The following is a 16,592-nucleotide window of genomic DNA, read 5'->3' on the forward strand; positions in this document are numbered from 1 at the left end:
AATCGGCTATAACAGGGCCAAGATAAGCGTAATGAATGGGATAAGAAGGGCCAGAACAAGGAAAATTTGTTTCCACAAAACCTTCTGAATGTTTTCGATGTAGAAAGCAGCTAAAATACAGGCAGGAAAGTAAGCGTACATCAAAGTAGCCGGACGTTCGACCCCCCTTAATATAAAGAGGGCCACAGTCAAAATCAGATAAACGGAGATCAAGCGAAGGGGGATGATTTTTCCGACCACCTGATGTCCTTGACGGATGTTGAACAAAAAGGCCAATAAAACAAAGAAAACCAGAAAGCCCAAGAACCATCCATGAACCCTCCAATCAAAAGTTGAAAAATCAAAAAGTGAAACATCCTTCCAAAGGGTAAAGCCAACCCAGATTCCCTCTCCTTGAATCGCCGACCAACTTCCGAGCAACAAAAAGGCCGTTAGCAAAGCGGCCAGCAGTGCTAGCCAGTCTTTGATTGCACTTTTGTCGTTCATATACACCCCCATTCCCACCGCAAGAAGAAAGACGATACTCATCGGATCAAAGAGCGCCCCGATAGCCACCATCAAACTCGCATTGTAAAAATCGAGTGCCGGTTTTTTCTCCGGATTGAGGTAAATGAGTTTATAAGCCGAAAGCAAAACAAAGAAATTGGCAATCACTAAAGGGGAGTCATCAAAAAAGACCGCGAAAGAGCATGCAATAACTACGTAAAACAGCATGGGAAGGGAATTGTATTCCGTCACCTTGCTGCGTCGAACGATAAAACTAACCCCGATAACCGTCAAAATTAAGAGGGCCGACGCCAAACCCCTTATCCACCAAGAAGGCTCGTTTTCAAGGGATTGAGGTAAAACAAAAAAGGAAACCCAGTAGAATACAAACAGGAAAGAGAGTAAAACCGCGTAGTTGATGGGTTTTGTTTTGTTAAAAAAGCTGGATATCATCCTGTTGTTTTACTAAATTTGCACAAATTTAATTGGGATGTCTGACTTCTTTTACGCTATCGAGGACTTATTTGTTAACGTACTTTTCCTCCCTTACGATACCTTTCGTTTTATGGAGAGCTGGTGGTCGGCCAATACCGTGAACTGGTTGTTCATGATTATTGGGTTCTTGGCGATGTGCTACTGGATGTTCCAATTGAATATTTTCAACGCGAACGGGGAAGAAGACAAGAGCATCAGCTCACACTCTTTCCTCTAGTCTCCCTTACCCCATAGTTTCCTTTATAAATCGAAACCGATATCGGTTCGATAGTACATGCCCTCAAATTGGATCTGCTTAATGCTCTCGTAGCTTTTGGCCAAGGCTTCTTCCATGGTTGTTCCGCGTTCCGTTGTCGCCAAAACTCGGCCCCCGCTGGTCACCACATCGGCACCTTGTTGAGTGGTGCCCGCATGAAACAGGGTCTTCGTTTCTGCCGCATTGGGAAGACCATGAATCACCTTCCCCTTTTCGTATTTTTCGGGATATCCGCCCGACACCGCCATTACTGTGGTTGCAAAACGAGGGTCGATCTTTACCTCTTCCGTGATTTCATTGGGCAAAGAAGCCAATAGGGACAACAGGTCTGAAGCCAAGCGCGGCATAACCACCTCGGTCTCCGGATCCCCCATTCGCACATTGTATTCGATTACAAAAGGATCTCCATCACAAATCATCAAACCAATAAAGACAAAGCCTTCGTAGACCATTTCTTCTGCCGCTATGCCCTTGACGGTCGGCTCGACGATGCGGTCTACAATTTTTGACGCAAGCTTTCGTCCAAAAAAGAAACAGGAGAAACAGCTCCCATTCCACCGGTATTCAGTCCGGTATCGCCTTCTCCTATGCGTTTATAGTCCTTGGCAAAGGGCAGTAAACGGTACTGGCGCCCGTTGGTCAGCACAAAGCAGCTCGCCTCAATACCATCCAAGAACTCTTCGATCACTACCCGGCTTCCCGCCTCTCCAAATTTGTTGTTCTCCAGGGTATCCTCCAGGGCGTCTTTGGCCTCTTGCAGATCACTCAAGATCAAAACACCCTTCCCAGCGGCAAGTCCATCCGCTTTAAGCACGTAAGGCGCTGAGAGTGTCTCTAAGAAGGTGTAAGCCTCTTGAAGTTGTCCGGCAGCAAAAGTTTGGTAACGGGCCGTAGGAATGCCGTAGCGGCCCATAAAGGCCTTGGCAAAGTCCTTGCTGCCTTCGAGTTGAGCACCCTTGGCCGAGGGTCCCACTACCTGAACACTTTTTAATTCTTCGCGGGCAGCAAAATAATCCTGAATACCTTCTACCAAAGGAACCTCCGGACCGACCAGTAAAAGATCGATTTTTTGCTCAACACACGCCTGTGCCAGTGCCTCAAAATCGGAGACTCCGATGGGCAGATTTTTGGCCAATTGCGCCGTTCCCGCATTTCCGGGTGCGACGTAAAGGTCGTTACACAAAGGGCTTTGTTTAATCTTCCAGGCGAGGGCGTGTTCTCTTCCTCCGGAACCGACAATAAGTACGTTCATGGCATTCATCTTGGCGCTGGGCCGTTACGAAGTGCCAAAAATAAAAGAATCCGGCCATTTCTGACCGGATTTGCTTTTACATTCTGTTGTGTTGGGCGAAGTCCCTGTGCTCCGTTTTGGTGAGCTCGTCCTGGGTGAGACTCTTGAAATAATCGAAGGTTTTCTTCATTCCTTCCTCTCGTCCCACTTTGGGTTCCCAACCCAGTATCTCTTTGGCCTTCGAAATATCCGGCTGGCGTTGCATCGGATCGTCTTTCGGTAAAGGCTTGTAAATAATCTTTTGATCCGTACCGGTCAATTTGATGATTTCTTCCGCAAAGTCCTTGATTGTAATCTCGTGCGGGTTACCAATATTCATCGGCATGGTGTAATCACTCATCAGCAAGCGGTAGATTCCCTCGATCTCGTCTTCGACAAAACAAAAAGAACGCGTCTGTGAACCATCACCGAAGACGGTTAAGTCTTCTCCTCTTAAGGCTTGACCCATAAAGGCTGGGATAACCCGTCCGTCATTGAGTCGCATACGAGGACCGTAAGTATTGAAAATACGAACAATTCGGGTATCTAGTCCATGAAAACGGTGGTACGCCATGGTGATCGACTCCTGAAAACGCTTCGCCTCATCGTAAACCCCGCGAGGTCCTATGGTGTTTACGTTTCCGTAATATTCTTCCGTCTGCGGGTGAACCAGTGGATCCCCATAGATCTCTGAAGTAGAGGCAATCATGAATCGCGCGTTCTTCTCTTTGGCCAGTCCCAACAAGTTGTGCGTACCCAAAGCCCCTACCTTCAAGGTTTGAATCGGGATTTTTAGGTAGTCAATCGGACTCGCTGGAGAGGCAAAATGCAGAATATAATCCAGATCACCAGGAACGTGCACAAAAGTGGTTACATCGTGGTTGTAGAACTCAAAGTTCTTCAGGTGAAACAGGTGTTCAATGTTCTTTAAGTCGCCCGTAATCATGTTATCCATGGCGATTACGTGGCACCCTTCTTGGATAAATCGGTCACAGAGATGGGATCCTAAAAAACCAGCCGCGCCTGTGATTAATACTCTTTTCATAGAGGTAAATTCTGGCTTATGATTATGTTGATTGCCTCTTTAACGGGATCGCTGGAATTAAATTGTCAGTATTCGGCCTAATATGCCTTTTCTTCTTTGCGAAAAACGTTGAGGACAGTTTGTACAATGATTTTAATGTCAAGAAACAAGGACCAGTTCTCGATATAGAAAATGTCGAATTTGATTCTGTTCTGAATATCGGCATCGGTCTCAATTTCTCCTCGGTATCCACGAACCTGAGCCAAGCCAGTAATACCTGGTTTTACAAAATGACGAACCATAAACTTATCGATTCGGTCTGCAAATTCATTAGTGTGTTTAACCATATGCGGCCTTGGGCCAACTACGGACATACTGCCAAAAAAGACATTATAGAATTGAGGTAATTCGTCAATACTGGTTCGTCGAATAATGCGGCCTATTCGCGTTACTCGCATATCATTTTTGGTGGCAGAACTCTGATCAGCATTTTCGTTGGGGGTCATTGATCGGAACTTGTAACAGAAAAATTCTTTGTTATCTATTCCATTTCTTCTCTGACGAAAAAAGACGGGCCCTGGATTCTATCTTAATCAGAAGAGCCAGGACTGGTGTTAACCAAGAAAGCAAAACCAAAATGACAAAAAGAGAAAAAACAATATCGAAAGTTCTTTTAAAAAAGGAATTGATTGGATTGTGTAGAGGAATATTTCTTAACGAAAGTATTGGTATATAATCGTAGTACTCAAACTTGAGTTTTTTAGTATAGATATGCCTATTATCAGGGACAAATTTGAGTGTGATCAGGTTGTTGTCCGCAAAATCAATTAATGAAGTTAGTTCTTGATCACTTAGATCTGAAATAGAGCAATAGATCTCATGTACCCCTTCATCTAAAATTTCTTCTTGAATGTTTTCAAGATTCCAATCTCCCTTTATCGGTTTATATTGCTTATGTAATAAGTAACCGTATTCGGTTCTATTCAAAAACACTTTCAATAACTGATCAGTCTTCTTGCTCGCACCGATTATAGCCACTTTCCTAAGATTGGAAGCGAATCTCTTTCTGTACTTCAACAAGAAGACATACGTAAAAAGCTTTACAAATGAGACTGCTAACAAAAGGCTAATAAAGTATTTAGCAAGCTCTAACCGACTAATGATTGGCTGTCTGAAAAACCCTATAAAAGCGAATAGAATCAAAAAGTAAAACACAAATTGCTTGAAGAGCAATTTGTTGATATGTGTCACCTTTGAATATCGGTTAATATTGTAGAACTTAATTTGAATAGCAATCACTAGCCAACTCAACGATAAATAACCATGGAACACTATCGGCTTGATAAAATTAATAGTCCATAGATAGAGCATTGAATTAACTAATAGCAAGTCAATGAGAAATGTTAATGGTGTAAGCCTTGTAGAAAAGCCAAATTTTTTGCTAATCATAACGTTCGTTGTTATCAAAATTACGAACAGTTAGAACAATTAGAAACTCGACGAGGTCTAATTCAACTTCGATTTTAATAATATTGCAAAAAAAATCTTCTTTTGTATGAAGAAGCTTAAGGTCGTTCATGTCGTAGAAGCACTTGGCGGTGGAGTTTATAGCTACTTCTGTGATTTGAGTAAAGTCTTTGCGAAAGACGAAAGGGTTGAAACTTACATCATATACAGTTCAGGCAGAAATGAAGTTAATAAGGCGACCATTTTAGATAAAATGGCTCCTGAAATTAATTATGTTCTGATGGACATGGCAAGCTCAATTTCTCCAGTCAAAGACGCTCACGCCGCGCGCGAGTTAGCAAAACTATTAAATGGCATACAAGCCGACATTATCCACTTGCATTCTTCAAAAGCCGGGGTCATCGGCAAACTTGCTATACAGCTCTCCAAAACCAAATCACTCGTCTATTACACTCCACACGGATACTCTTTTCTCAGAAAAGACATAAGCGCATCAAAACGCACTTTTTTCAAAGCTGTCGAGCGCTCAATGAGTTCGTTTTTCCCCGGCAGCACTGTCGCATGTGGAGACACAGAATACAATTACGCCAAAAATTTAGGCGAAGCATATTTGATCCGAAATGGGGTTAACCTGGAGAATATAAGAAAACACCTTTTAGAATTTTCAAATCCACGAATGACGGTGGGCATTTTAGGGCGAATCACTTTTGCCCGCAACCCTCCTCTATTTAATCGCTTAGCTCATCACTTTAGCGAGCTAGATTTCATGTGGATTGGAGACGGTGACTTAAGAGATCAGTTAACCGCTCCGAACATTAAGATTACCGGATGGTTCACTGATCGAGAAGAGGGATTGAGATACTTAAATGGCTTGGATGTTTACCTTCAACCCTCACTTTGGGAAGGTCTTCCGATCTCAATAATAGAGGCTATGGCCTTAGAAAAACCTGTGGTCGCCTCTAAAATTGTCGGTAATAAAGATTTAGTTAGGCATGGTCAAACAGGGTTCTTGTTTGAATCTTTTGAAGTAGCTGTACAACAGATTGAATCCCTTAAAAAAGAAGAGCTGCGCAGAACTTTAGGTCAAAGAGCGCTTAAAGTTGTTGAAGAAAACTTCGATTGCACAAAAAACTTTAGCTCTTTAATTGATCTTTACGTTTCGCATTTAGGAAATAAAGAGAAAAAAGGCTAAGCCAGAAGGTGTTGAATACTATTCCGTCAAACCTTACCAGAAAATCCTCCAAAAAATTTGCCAGAACGAACATCGTGACAAAGATCAGACATAAAATATGTCGGCTTTGAAAAGACAACCAAAAACCAGAACCAAAATATATCAATAGAAGAAGAACCCCTATCACACCAAACTTTAAAAAGAAATCCAAGAATTGATTGTGGACAGGAAACTTATTTCGATATAAAAATTGTTGATCTGTTCTCTCGTACTCGGTTATTAACTCTTTTCGAGCGTCTGCGGGACCATATCCTACCAGCCATTTTCTTTTTCCTAAGCCGTAAGTGGTTTTCCAAATTGAAACCCTCGTAACTAGACTATTATAAACTTCAGCCTCCGGGTTTTTAAATTCATCCAGTCTACCAACCTTATCCATGTGATGAAAAGTAATTTGCGAGTACTTTTCGATTAAATAGGGGAATTTTTGCACGAAACCAAATACCAATACAGTGATGACAAGGACCCCGATAAGAAATGCTTTAATGGATAGATTAACCGATAATTTTTTATTTAATTCGACAAAGAGAACTACAAGTGATCCCGCTATCCCACATACCACTGCAACTCTTGTATTTACAAAAAGGAGCAATATAAATGCCAAAAGGAACAGTATCCCTGAATGAATAAATGCCTTTTCCTTAAGCCTCAAAGGTTGTTGTGTCCATATGTACATGTTTATAATGCACAAAAAAGCGATATGAAGATTGAGAGCTGGTCCGTGCAAACCCATGCTAAGAGCAAATTCATAACCCATTCTCCAGACCATCTTACCTTGTAGATAACCTTGGAAATCCCCAACAGAAGTGAAAAAATGAATCAAAAAACAGAAGGTTAAAAGTAAGGTGAAAACCAAGCTATAAACCTTTAGTATCCGCCTTAGATTTATTGCCCTTGGAAAGCTTAAAATGGCTATAGGTATTAGCAAAGTCCCCAAATGCTTTTCTCCATTGACAACAGCTTCTTGAAAAGAGTCATTATTCCAAACAAAAAGAACATCCAACAAAAATGGAATCGCCAGAAGCATGATTATCTTCCACTTTCTCTTGTCAAAGTGAAGTCTTTTATAATTCAAAACGGTAAGCAAAATAAGCAGGTTTATCCCAATCGTTGCAGGAATTCTATAAACAAGTAATCCCATCACTATCCCTAAAACCAATTCAAAGTTTTGAGTATATAATTCAGTTAGTTGCGAGATTCTCTCGGACAGTAGGGTTAATCTTGGCACGGGTTCTACTCTTTTTATTTAAAGGATAATTATAATACATCGCAACATAAATCAACGGAATTACACCTAGCTTGTGCTTTACGGCAGACCCCAAATCAGGTTCAAATACCCCTTGCACAATCAAATAGGCAAATAACAAGTGAAAATACCACTGTTCATGCCTGTACTGCCTCCTGTTTTTTCATACACCTGTTGTATTGAAAAAACAGATAACTCAAAAGGACTAACTGCCAGAGAATGAAGGCAATCACTTGAGGTTTATTATAAAACCGAAACCCATTAACCGGAAAATTAACCGAAACGAACCCATAGAAAATACTAACGCTTTCTCCGATAACGTTGTCCGTCTTAACAGGCGATAGAATAATTGTTTGAGAATCCTCTCTGCCCTTTCTATCTTTATTAAGCCTCTCTCTTGTGCCTTCAGTTAAGTATTCACCCTTGACAACCCCAAAACTCAAGGACAGTAAACAGGCAAAGAACAGCCCAAATATCACGTTATTTATGCCAGTGTTTTTAAGCTTAATGAAGCTTCCAAAATACAAGACGGCCGCAAAAAAGGGAACCAATAAATAATAGGGCCTGTACCACACCCCAAACCAAAAAAGCAAAAGAAAAACCACCACTATTTTGGGCCAAAAAGCACTTCTTCCGAGTAGTACTTTAACCAAAAGCGCGATATAAAGGAAATTGACAAATTCCTTTGAAGGCATTGCTATATAGACCGAGCAAAGAAGTAATGTAACCCAAATAACAGCATTGCTAAGATAGATTCGGTTAAACCGATCGGGAACCCCAATGCTCCATAGTACCAGAAAAATTATTGGCAGTTGTATTAAAGCTACTATTGAATAATCGAGCCTATTCAATCCTGTGATGTCATAGAGCCACATACAGAATGAATAACTGCCCATGAGACCTTTTTGATTATAAGGGTCTTGGGTAATCAAATTTGCATCAAAAAAGTACTTTTCAGGCAGAACTTTACTCGTCATGAACCCGATTAAAAGGGTAATAACAAACAATACAAAATACCCGATGGTCTTTTTCCTAATGCGCACTCTCTGTTTTTAGTTCAGCCTGCCCAATAAAGGCTCTGCATTTCTCTTTTAATGCGTCTGAAAGTGCTCTAAAAGATTCAGGATTGGTTGGAGGGTTATCAAAGTCGACCTCATCGGGATGATAAACATTCATTTCCTTTCCAAACAATTCATTCAATTCGGCCTTAGATTGGGTGGTAAGAATATTGATATGATCCAGAATCCCTCTGAATCTCGACATGTGTTGTTTCTCGTCTGTCAATCCTTCCATAACAAACAAAACAGGAGTTCCCAATGCTAAACAAGGCAAAGCACAATGTATTCTTGAAGTAATGACCAATTCAGCCTTTGCATATTTTTTCAAAATGGACCTTGCTATTCGATACAATTCGTCCGTGCTTTGTTTAGAATCAACATAATGTTCAACCGATTCAGCCTTATCTATGATGGATGAGGGAACATAATCCTCTATTTTGGCTTTATCTTTTTTAAAATAATCCTTAAGTTTTATTAGTTTTTTAAGTCTGCTTAAACTCAATCCTTTCAAAGCTTCAGCAAACGAAATTTTAGAGAGCAAATTCTTGTCATACCCGTACAAAGGATCGACCATATAGATTCCCTCGCGATTTCCTTCAGTATACTTATACTTTTCATCAAGCGTTGTGGTAAGACAAAAACTAAAGTAAGCCTCAATACCCTTGTTCTTAAGTAATTCAACAGTACGATAATCCCGGCAACCAATAGGTTGATGTTTCTTTAAGTAATCAATATTCTCTGGTTTTTCGAGAATAATGGCGGCACTTGTAGGTTGTAAGTGGAAAGAAACGAACAGAGGGTCCAAGTTAGGGTTCGGTGGCCAATTGTGAGGGGCGTCTGTGAACCATCCATTCATGATTACCAGGGCCTTATCATAATCCGGATTATTCAAGTGGTCCCTTTCTACATAGAAATCAACATGTGGCAAAAATTGCTCAGCTGCGCAACTTTGGATATGGTCACCAATGTTGACTAATCCTAAATTACTCTGTTTGTGTTCAAATAATGCGTACTTCATAAGACTGCAGGGTTATAAGGTTTATGGCAGTAAAAACTTCTCTTTAATCTTTAATAAAAGATCTTTGTTCTTGTAAATAAAATAACCGGTCATTAAAATTAAGACACTCGCTTTTAACTCATGACTTTGAGAAAATTGGACCAGTGTGGTAACTAAGAAAATAGCCAGTAAGGTACACAGCTCTAGGTAATTTATTTGCAAGCTAAATCGTTTTTTTCTCAGAACAAATGTACAAGCAAAACCAGCAACTGATCCCAAAGCAACCGCATATAATCCTAGAGTCTGAATTAATCCTACACTAATTATAAAATTCAGTACCCCGCCGGCCAAGGTCGTAGTAAAGACTTCTTTCGTGTTCTTTGCCTTCAGATAATATGCTCCTAAAAAAGCACAGAAGGCAGAAAAACCAGATGAGAGTAACAATAAAGGCAAGTAATTCTTCGATTCTTCAAATTCGCTAGCGGCAGTAAACTCAATCAAAAAGCTTGCACTTGAAGTGATTAAAACAACCAAAGTAAGCTCAAAGATCATGTATCGATTGAAAAAGTTGTGGTTGACATTGATCTGATTGGGATCCTCACCTATTGTATGATCTTGCCATGAGAGAATAAAAATTGAATTAAACAAGGCCACAATGCCGGCATACCGTGCCGCTACGGCATATATTCCATTCCATTCCTCACTGAGGAAGTATAAAATCAAAAATCGATTTCCCAAATCTATTAACCACCAGCTAACTGAATTAGGCAATAGGGGCCATGAGTATTTCAGCATACTTGTCGTTAATTGAATAGAAGTACTTCGTAGTGAAAAATAGCGGAAAATACCAGAATACAGAACTCCAAAAATCAAAGCCGCGAACTGGGCAAGACTGAGAGCCAAAATGAAATTATATAAACTGCTCATTCCACTAAAGATTACAAACATCGTGGCTATAACAATAGTCAGGGCATTCGTCACCCCGAATACGGCATATTCCTTATTCAATTGTAATCCCCTTAATGATTGCTGAAGGAGGTTAGTAAAGCAGAAGGAAGCCTGCAAAAAAACAAAGGGCCAATAGAGTTGATTATACGCTTTGGGAAATAGATAGTAACCCAAGACTGACAACAGGAAAAGACCGGTTAACAAAAAGGTAGATGCCGTGGTTATAATACTAGGTCTTCGTCCTTCAGACCGCTCCTCCAAAAGAAAACGATAAACACCATCAGCTATTTGTAAGGTAATGAGAGGAGTCAAAAGAGTAATTGAAACAAGTATTAGATCGTAGACACCTAAATCCGATTTGTTTAAGAAAAAGGACAAGACAGGTATTAGCACGAACATGACCAATTTCGTGCCAATAATACCGATAGCGTACAATCCAGTTGATTTAAATAATTTATTTTTTGTAGTCAAAGAAAATATAGTTTAAGACTAAATTCACTATCTAAGCTGCTTTCTCCTTCTCACTTTGATACCTGTTCAAAAAACCGTTCAATTCAATCAAAAGACCGAACAAGAACCCAAAAGCTACTCCCAGTATTGGAAAAAGATACTTGTACTCGTTGAATACTCCTTTTAAGCTTACTCCGTTCTCTGGAAATTCACTAATAACGTTTAATATGCTTAAAGTGTTTGCTTTCATAGTGTTAAGAGCAATAAGCTTCGTTTTTATATCGTCCTTTTTGTCAATTACAGTGATTTCTGTATTCGTTGACCCCCCTCCTTCGGCAAGATCAATTTGGGTTCCTTGAAAACTGTTTTCTGCCTGTTTAAGCATGACCCTTCTATACAGAACTTGTAAAGAATCAACGTCAGCTAACTCCTGATTTAGCAGAGTTTCTTGCAAGGAAATATTCTCTTCATTGGTCTTCTTCTGTAGCTGGAAGTACGAATTCTTACTGATCGAATTCAAAAGAGGCTCCTGAATTTTTTTTGCTATTTTCGGGTCCCTGGCAACAAGGGCTAACCTGTGGAATTGAGCGTCTAAAGAATTAAAACTATTTAAATATGATTTGATATCGATATTTTGCCTTGTGGTAGAATCCAACCCTTTAATAAATTGATCAAACGTGCGAATTTTTTGATTCCGATCGGCAAAAGACTCAATTGATATTTCATCTATAAGGGCAGCCTCACCGGTCTCAATATTTAATGTCCTAGCCAAATTGATGCTGTCTTGTGAGTCCGCAAGATTGTTGTAGTATTCTATATTATTATAAAGTTGCTGAGTACTGTTAAAATTGGGTTCCAAAACCATCTTTGACACATATTTAGGGGGCAATAAATAATCCGCAATCAAACCGGCAGTCAATCCAAGGATACCCATTATTACAATTAGCCTAAAATACTTCTTGATAAAGAGTAAAAACTCAATGACAAATTGACCAAAGCCAATAAATAAGCTTCTAAACCAACCGATGAATCGATTAAACGCTGCACCTACAGCGTTAAAAAAGTCTCCCAAATCTATCTCGTCAGATTCCTGTTTTTCCGATTGTTGAGCCATATTCATTTTTTAAGTTGAAAATATTTGTTTTAGAATTTTTTCAGTTATCAGGTAAGTGGGTTTTACCCCGGTTTGCCCCAATCCGCCTGAAGCCAGGGTACTCCCCGTTTCTAAGGGATTATCTGAGGCGTAATAAGCATAGCGTAGAGCAACATCTTTGCGGATGTTCTTTCGGATCTTTGAAGCGGCTTGGATGGCCTTCTGATAGTGTACTCCTTCCATTTCCAAACCGATCACGTTCCAGGTCGATTCGTAGAAGAACCTCAGCAGGTCTTTGTTTTGTAGTGAAGTGCCCAGCACCGTTACCATCGTTCCTTCCAACACCTTCAATCCGCTGTCCTCGAAGTCGGAAGCCTTCAACTGGTTCGTAAAGGGATAATTATCCGCGGTACCCTCAAAAATATGAGCAGATGGGATCATCAGGTCCCCTTTACCTCCTTCCAAAATACCGGCTTTCCCCATCACCGAAATCGATTCTACCTTTAAATAATGCTTTTGACCTTGCTTTTCAAAAGGCCTCAAAAGTTCATCAATCGTTTCGTACGCCTGCTCTCCGAAGGCATAGTCCATAACAAATATAACGGGTTTGTCTGCGTCCGAATCTCCGGTCAATAAATCATATGAACAGTCTTTGTTAATAAACTTCGCGCTGTCAAACAGCTGCACATCGATGTTTGCACCGGTGGTGTCATCGATAAAAATCATCCCGTTTTCTTCGGCTTTTGACCACACTTGTTTGCGAAGAGCCTCGCTCCCATCCTTGCTAAGGGTTTCGAACATTTCGAGGTCCGATTGTCCCTCCATGAGTTCCTCCAGTGCAGGACTCGCGAAAAGAGAATTCATGACCGAGTGCATATTGGCCGAGATAATGTGGATGGGGCGGTCAATGAGGTCATTCTTGAGCAGCTCCTCTTTGATCGTCGTTGCCCAACGCTCGCCATGGATGTGATGACCTAGACGCTCTCTCAATAAGGGGCTAAACGTAATGGTGCGTTTGTTTCTTTCCGTTCGCTCCTCAATGGCCAGGGATCCCAAGGCGTAGACGATACGTAAAAACCGATCGGTATTATTCGCTTGTGCGAAGCTCTGTAAGGCGTCATCGATTTCATCAAAAGTTCTTCCAAGGATTTGTGCCGCATGGATAATAGCCACTTCCCGCTGCTTGGAGGTCGGCTTTTTCAGAGCGAGGTACTCGCCCAGTTTATCCCAGTCCCTGACCGTTTGTCCGCTCTCTTCAACGAGTACCTTGTCACATATTTTTTCGGATTCGATAAACAGAAAAGTCAGGTGGGTGAGAATATCATAAATATCACTCCGGCCTCGGGTAATCTCTATATTCATTTGCTCCTGATCGATACGGTAACAGTTTCGCCTTCTCTTGGGAGGAACAATGGCCGGAATATGAGAACGAGAGAAACCTTCGTCCGAGGTAAGGTTGATAAAACGGCATTCTTCTATGCCTTCGGGCAAGCGGTCCAGCACATAGACTAATCCGTTGAGTTCCGCCTTCTCTTCTGCAACAGAACCGTAAATCTCAGGCCTTAAAACCAGAAGGGCGCTTTTGAGAGATTTCCCCGATACACCCGAAGGTTTGTAAAACCCTCTGTTGAGCATATGGCGCATGGTAATGTAGAGTCGCTCTATGGCATTTGTGGATTCCTGAGCTCTTGTAGTTGGGTTGACATGGGGTACCGACATCCGCTTTTTGAACGCAAAGGTAGAACAATATAGTCCCCGTGCTTCTTAAAGCAGCTAAATTCTAGGTGGTCTTGAAAGCCGAAAGGGGGTCCGCCGTGCTTCGGTCATTCGCTAATCGCTTGACCTTGTTTTGCCCACCAAGCTTACCGATCGATTTCATAAAGGCGTCGAATCCACCTGCTTGTATCGTGGTAATCTTTAAGGGTTGGAGAATTTTACCCTCTATCAAATCCTTGTAGTAACTATTCTGCTCTTGCATGGACTTGTCCATTTCTGCAGCAAAACCCTTGAGGTCTTCCGGTTCCTGATCGAATTCTATGAGCCACTCGTGATAAGGCAATTCTCCTTCCTCCGGAGCCGTTTGTGGTGATACTGTAAATTCGTTGACACGAGCAGGGAAAGCCTGTATACCCTCCTGAATGGCTTGCTCCACTTCTTTGGCGATGACGTGTTCGCCAAAGGCGGATATAAAGTGTTTAATGCGTCCCGAAACCACCACCTTGTAGGGGTCTTTAGAAACAAACCGAACGGTATCTCCAATATTATAACCCCATAAACCCGCGTTGGTTGACAGGATAAGCGCATAATCTTTGCCCAAAACAACCTCCTCCAGTCCCAATCGGGGCGGGTTATCATCAAAAAACTGGTCGGCCGGAATAAACTCGTAATAGATCCCCGCATCCAACAACAGCAACAAGCCAGGGTCATCCTGTTGGTTTTGAAAGGCAAAGAAGCCTTCACTAGCAGGAAAGAGTTCCACACTATCGACCGATCGGCCAATGAGGGATTCAAACTTAGCTCGGTAAGGTTCGTAATTAACCCCCCCGTAAACAAAGAGAGAAAAATTTGGAAAAAGATCACCTACCCTTTTGCTTCCTGCACTTTGCAAGCGTTCAAAATACATTTGTACCCAAGACGGTATGCCCGCAATAACACGCATATCGGCCCGAATCGTCTCTTCTACAACAGCATCAACCTTGGTTTCCCAATCCTCTATACAATTGGTTTCCCAAGAAGGCAATCTATTGGTCTGCAAATAAGCCGGGAGGTAATGAGCCGATATTCCTGAAAGGCGGCCATAATAGATTCCGCCTTTCTTTTCAAGGACAGGGCTTCCCTGCAAAAAAATCATTTTTCCATTCACAAATTCCGTATTTCCGGATTCATGTATGTAATGAAGCAGTGCTCTTCTTGAGGCCCGAACCTGCTCCTTCATCGAAATGGAGGTGATGGGTATAAACTTAGATCCAGAAGTCGTTCCCGAGGTTTTAGCAAAATACTTCGGGCGTCCTGGCCACAGGACATCTTCTTCCCCGGCAACAATTCGTTCTACGTAATTCCGTAGCTGTTCATAGTCCCGAACAGGCACGCGCTCTCGAAAATCTTGTGGTGATTTAATGGAAGCAAAATCGTGGTCTTTCCCGAAGGCCGTATTTTTTGCCTGGCGGATGAGTTTCTTGAAAACGGCCTCTTGAGTCTGATGGGGCTGTGCCATCCACCGGGCATCTGATTGAACCACTCGTCTGGCGTAGTGCTTAGCGGCCCAGGCCTTTAAACTCATAGTGTCCTTCTACTTAAAATCGATAAAGTTTTTGGGGTTCACGGCTTTCCCTCTCTTCCACAATTCAAAGTGGAGATGGGGTCCCGTGGTCAATTCACCCGTGTTGCCTACAGTTGCAATGACTTCTCCGGCACGGACAACATCTCCCTGACTTTTGGTCAGAGAACCATTGTGTTTATACACAGAGGTAAAATCGTCGTTGTGCTCCACGATTAGGACATAACCGGTTTCGGCCGTCCATTCCGCAAAAATAACGGTCCCGTCTGCAACTGCTTTTACAGGGGATTTACTTTTTGCGGCAATATCGATGGCGTAATGCTTCTTTAGCAGATCAAACTCTTGGGTGATAGAACCGCTCAAGGGCGAAAAGAGGGCAACCGCTTTACTCTTGTCCGAAAGTTCGAAGATGCTGTATTTATCTTCTTCATCGACCTGACGTCTCAAATCGAGGTCTTCCCGACTGGGTTTAAGATCAATATTGCTGAGATCCGGGGCTTGAAATTGGCTTTTTAGAGAGTCTGGATCAAAATCCACAATGGCCACTTCACCCCTTAAAACACGGCGAATTGTATCAAGATACTGATTGGTATATGCAATTCTTTGCTCCAGAGAGTCCGCTTTGTACGTCAAATCACTTGCCTGTCTTCTCATCTGTGTTGACTCGTATCCCGGAATCCATTCCCGCAGAGGAGTAAAGGCAATGAGAAGGTAAGTCAATCCGGTAAGGCCCAATATCACAATGGAACCGGAGACAAAAACATTTAGGCGGCTCAGTTTGAAAGACATTTTTTCTTCAAATGTGCTTTCGTTGAGGATGACCAAGCGGTACTTGTGGAGTAACCTCCGCTTGATTTCTTTGCCTTTTCTTCTTTTTCTGGCCATAAAAACAAAGATAGCAGATGATTTTAATTCAGAGAGGCTTTGGACGAATTATAAGAAAGTCTTAAGAATTCCTCAGCCACTGCAATTATTGGCCCCTCTCCCCGATTTATTCCCTAGAATTCGGTTCTGCCGAACTCTAATCTTTTTATTACTTTTACTACTCTAAACTACATTATGGATTTTTTAGTACAATCAATATTCCTAGCCATTCCTGGACCTGCTTCTGTAGCCCTGATTGTCGTTGTTGTTTTGCTGCTTTTTGGAGGCAAAAAATTCCAGAACTAATGCGCGGTTTGGGTAGCGGAATCAAGGAATTTAAAGACGCCACCAAGGAAGACGAACAGCTGGACGAAGGAAAAAAAGAGTCTTCTTCCAACGAATGATCCTGTCTTCGCGGTACTGAACCACCTCT

Annotated in this window: 14 protein-coding genes and 2 pseudogenes; 3 read left to right on the forward strand and 13 right to left on the reverse strand. The window is 41.7% G+C overall.

What is annotated here, in order from left to right:
• Window positions 1–6: 6 nt before the first annotated feature.
• The gene (locus BST99_RS11325; RefSeq protein ID WP_105001906.1) at window positions 7–939 is read right to left on the reverse strand and encodes a hypothetical protein; all 933 of its coding nucleotides are present in this window, start codon (window positions 937–939) and stop codon (window positions 7–9) included.
• A 37-nt stretch (window positions 940–976) separates the two neighbouring features.
• Between BST99_RS11325 and BST99_RS11330 the strand changes: the two genes are divergently transcribed.
• Window positions 977–1,198 (forward strand): DUF6341 family protein, encoded by a 222-nt coding sequence (locus tag BST99_RS11330; RefSeq protein ID WP_105001907.1) that lies wholly within the window; start codon window positions 977–979, stop codon window positions 1,196–1,198.
• 23 nt (window positions 1,199–1,221) lie between these two features.
• Here BST99_RS11330 and purD read toward each other — a convergent pair.
• The 4 genes and pseudogenes from purD to BST99_RS11345 form a co-directional block, all read right to left on the reverse strand.
• Window positions 1,222–2,489: pseudogene (gene purD, locus BST99_RS11335) on the reverse strand (phosphoribosylamine--glycine ligase).
• 76 nt (window positions 2,490–2,565) lie between these two features.
• A complete protein-coding gene (locus BST99_RS11340; protein ID WP_105001908.1) occupies window positions 2,566–3,552 on the reverse strand; it encodes a UDP-glucuronic acid decarboxylase family protein in 987 nt (328 codons plus the stop codon).
• A gap of 77 nt (window positions 3,553–3,629) precedes the next feature.
• Window positions 3,630–4,076, reverse strand: coding sequence for a sugar transferase (locus BST99_RS15025; protein ID WP_317046189.1), 447 nt, complete (start codon window positions 4,074–4,076; stop codon window positions 3,630–3,632).
• Window positions 4,069–4,980, reverse strand: a complete 912-nt coding sequence (locus tag BST99_RS11345; RefSeq protein WP_317046160.1) for a hypothetical protein — start codon at window positions 4,978–4,980, stop codon at window positions 4,069–4,071. Before BST99_RS11345 ends, BST99_RS15025 begins: the two co-directional genes overlap by 8 nt.
• 106 nt (window positions 4,981–5,086) lie before the next feature.
• On the opposite strand from BST99_RS11345, the gene BST99_RS11350 reads away from it, so the two are divergent.
• The gene (locus BST99_RS11350) at window positions 5,087–6,190 is read left to right on the forward strand and encodes a glycosyltransferase (RefSeq protein ID WP_105001909.1); all 1,104 of its coding nucleotides are present in this window, start codon (window positions 5,087–5,089) and stop codon (window positions 6,188–6,190) included.
• Here the strand turns inward: BST99_RS11350 and BST99_RS11355 are convergent.
• The 8 genes from BST99_RS11355 to BST99_RS11390 form a co-directional block, all read right to left on the reverse strand.
• Window positions 6,132–7,385 carry an O-antigen ligase family protein gene (locus tag BST99_RS11355; RefSeq protein WP_146106285.1) on the reverse strand — a complete coding sequence of 418 codons (1,254 nt, stop codon included), beginning with the start codon at window positions 7,383–7,385 and terminating at the stop codon, window positions 6,132–6,134. The two genes, BST99_RS11350 and BST99_RS11355, sit on opposite strands and share 59 nt — an antisense overlap.
• Before the next feature lie 224 nt (window positions 7,386–7,609).
• Complete coding sequence (locus tag BST99_RS11360) at window positions 7,610–8,449, reverse strand: hypothetical protein (protein WP_146106286.1); 840 nt, start codon at window positions 8,447–8,449, stop codon at window positions 7,610–7,612.
• 55 nt (window positions 8,450–8,504) lie between these two features.
• On the reverse strand, window positions 8,505–9,548 hold the full coding sequence (locus BST99_RS11365; protein ID WP_105001912.1) for a polysaccharide pyruvyl transferase family protein: 1,044 nt from the start codon (window positions 9,546–9,548) through the stop codon (window positions 8,505–8,507).
• Window positions 9,549–9,569: 21 nt separating this feature from the next.
• Window positions 9,570–10,946, reverse strand: coding sequence for a lipopolysaccharide biosynthesis protein (locus tag BST99_RS11370; protein ID WP_181044216.1), 1,377 nt, complete (start codon window positions 10,944–10,946; stop codon window positions 9,570–9,572).
• 31 nt (window positions 10,947–10,977) lie between these two features.
• Window positions 10,978–12,039: a hypothetical protein gene (locus tag BST99_RS11375; protein ID WP_105001914.1), complete on the reverse strand. Its 1,062-nt coding sequence runs from the start codon at window positions 12,037–12,039 to the stop codon at window positions 10,978–10,980.
• 9 nt (window positions 12,040–12,048) lie between these two features.
• Window positions 12,049–13,737, reverse strand: a complete 1,689-nt coding sequence (locus BST99_RS11380) for a DUF6909 family protein (protein WP_105001915.1) — start codon at window positions 13,735–13,737, stop codon at window positions 12,049–12,051.
• Window positions 13,738–13,798: 61 nt separating this feature from the next.
• Complete coding sequence (locus BST99_RS11385) at window positions 13,799–15,298, reverse strand: GH3 auxin-responsive promoter family protein (RefSeq protein WP_105001916.1); 1,500 nt, start codon at window positions 15,296–15,298, stop codon at window positions 13,799–13,801.
• A 9-nt stretch (window positions 15,299–15,307) separates the two neighbouring features.
• Window positions 15,308–16,180, reverse strand: a complete 873-nt coding sequence (locus BST99_RS11390; RefSeq protein WP_105001917.1) for a M23 family metallopeptidase — start codon at window positions 16,178–16,180, stop codon at window positions 15,308–15,310.
• Between the two features lie 174 nt (window positions 16,181–16,354).
• Between BST99_RS11390 and BST99_RS11395 the strand changes: the two are divergent.
• Window positions 16,355–16,563: pseudogene (locus BST99_RS11395) on the forward strand (twin-arginine translocase TatA/TatE family subunit).
• Window positions 16,564–16,592: the final 29 nt, after the last annotated feature.

The organism is Aureicoccus marinus, from assembly GCF_002954325.1.
Lineage (GTDB): Bacteria > Bacteroidota > Bacteroidia > Flavobacteriales > Flavobacteriaceae > Aureicoccus > Aureicoccus marinus.

Excerpts from the sequence above, each read along its gene's own strand:
- BST99_RS11375 (WP_105001914.1), bottom strand. The coding sequence starts at position 12,039 with ATGGCTCAACAATCGGAAAAACAGGAATCTGACGAGATAGATTTGGGA.
- BST99_RS11340 (WP_105001908.1), bottom strand. The coding sequence starts at position 3,552 with ATGAAAAGAGTATTAATCACAGGCGCGGCTGGTTTTTTAGGATCCCAT.
- BST99_RS11385 (WP_105001916.1), bottom strand. The coding sequence starts at position 15,298 with ATGAGTTTAAAGGCCTGGGCCGCTAAGCACTACGCCAGACGAGTGGTT.
- BST99_RS11345 (WP_317046160.1), bottom strand. The coding sequence starts at position 4,980 with ATGATTAGCAAAAAATTTGGCTTTTCTACAAGGCTTACACCATTAACA.
- BST99_RS11330 (WP_105001907.1), top strand. The coding sequence starts at position 977 with ATGTCTGACTTCTTTTACGCTATCGAGGACTTATTTGTTAACGTACTT.
- BST99_RS11360 (WP_146106286.1), bottom strand. The coding sequence starts at position 8,449 with ATGACGAGTAAAGTTCTGCCTGAAAAGTACTTTTTTGATGCAAATTTG.
- BST99_RS11380 (WP_105001915.1), bottom strand. The coding sequence starts at position 13,737 with ATGTCGGTACCCCATGTCAACCCAACTACAAGAGCTCAGGAATCCACA.
- BST99_RS11325 (WP_105001906.1), bottom strand. The coding sequence starts at position 939 with ATGATATCCAGCTTTTTTAACAAAACAAAACCCATCAACTACGCGGTT.
- BST99_RS11390 (WP_105001917.1), bottom strand. The coding sequence starts at position 16,180 with ATGGCCAGAAAAAGAAGAAAAGGCAAAGAAATCAAGCGGAGGTTACTC.
- BST99_RS11365 (WP_105001912.1), bottom strand. The coding sequence starts at position 9,548 with ATGAAGTACGCATTATTTGAACACAAACAGAGTAATTTAGGATTAGTC.
- BST99_RS11350 (WP_105001909.1), top strand. The coding sequence starts at position 5,087 with ATGAAGAAGCTTAAGGTCGTTCATGTCGTAGAAGCACTTGGCGGTGGA.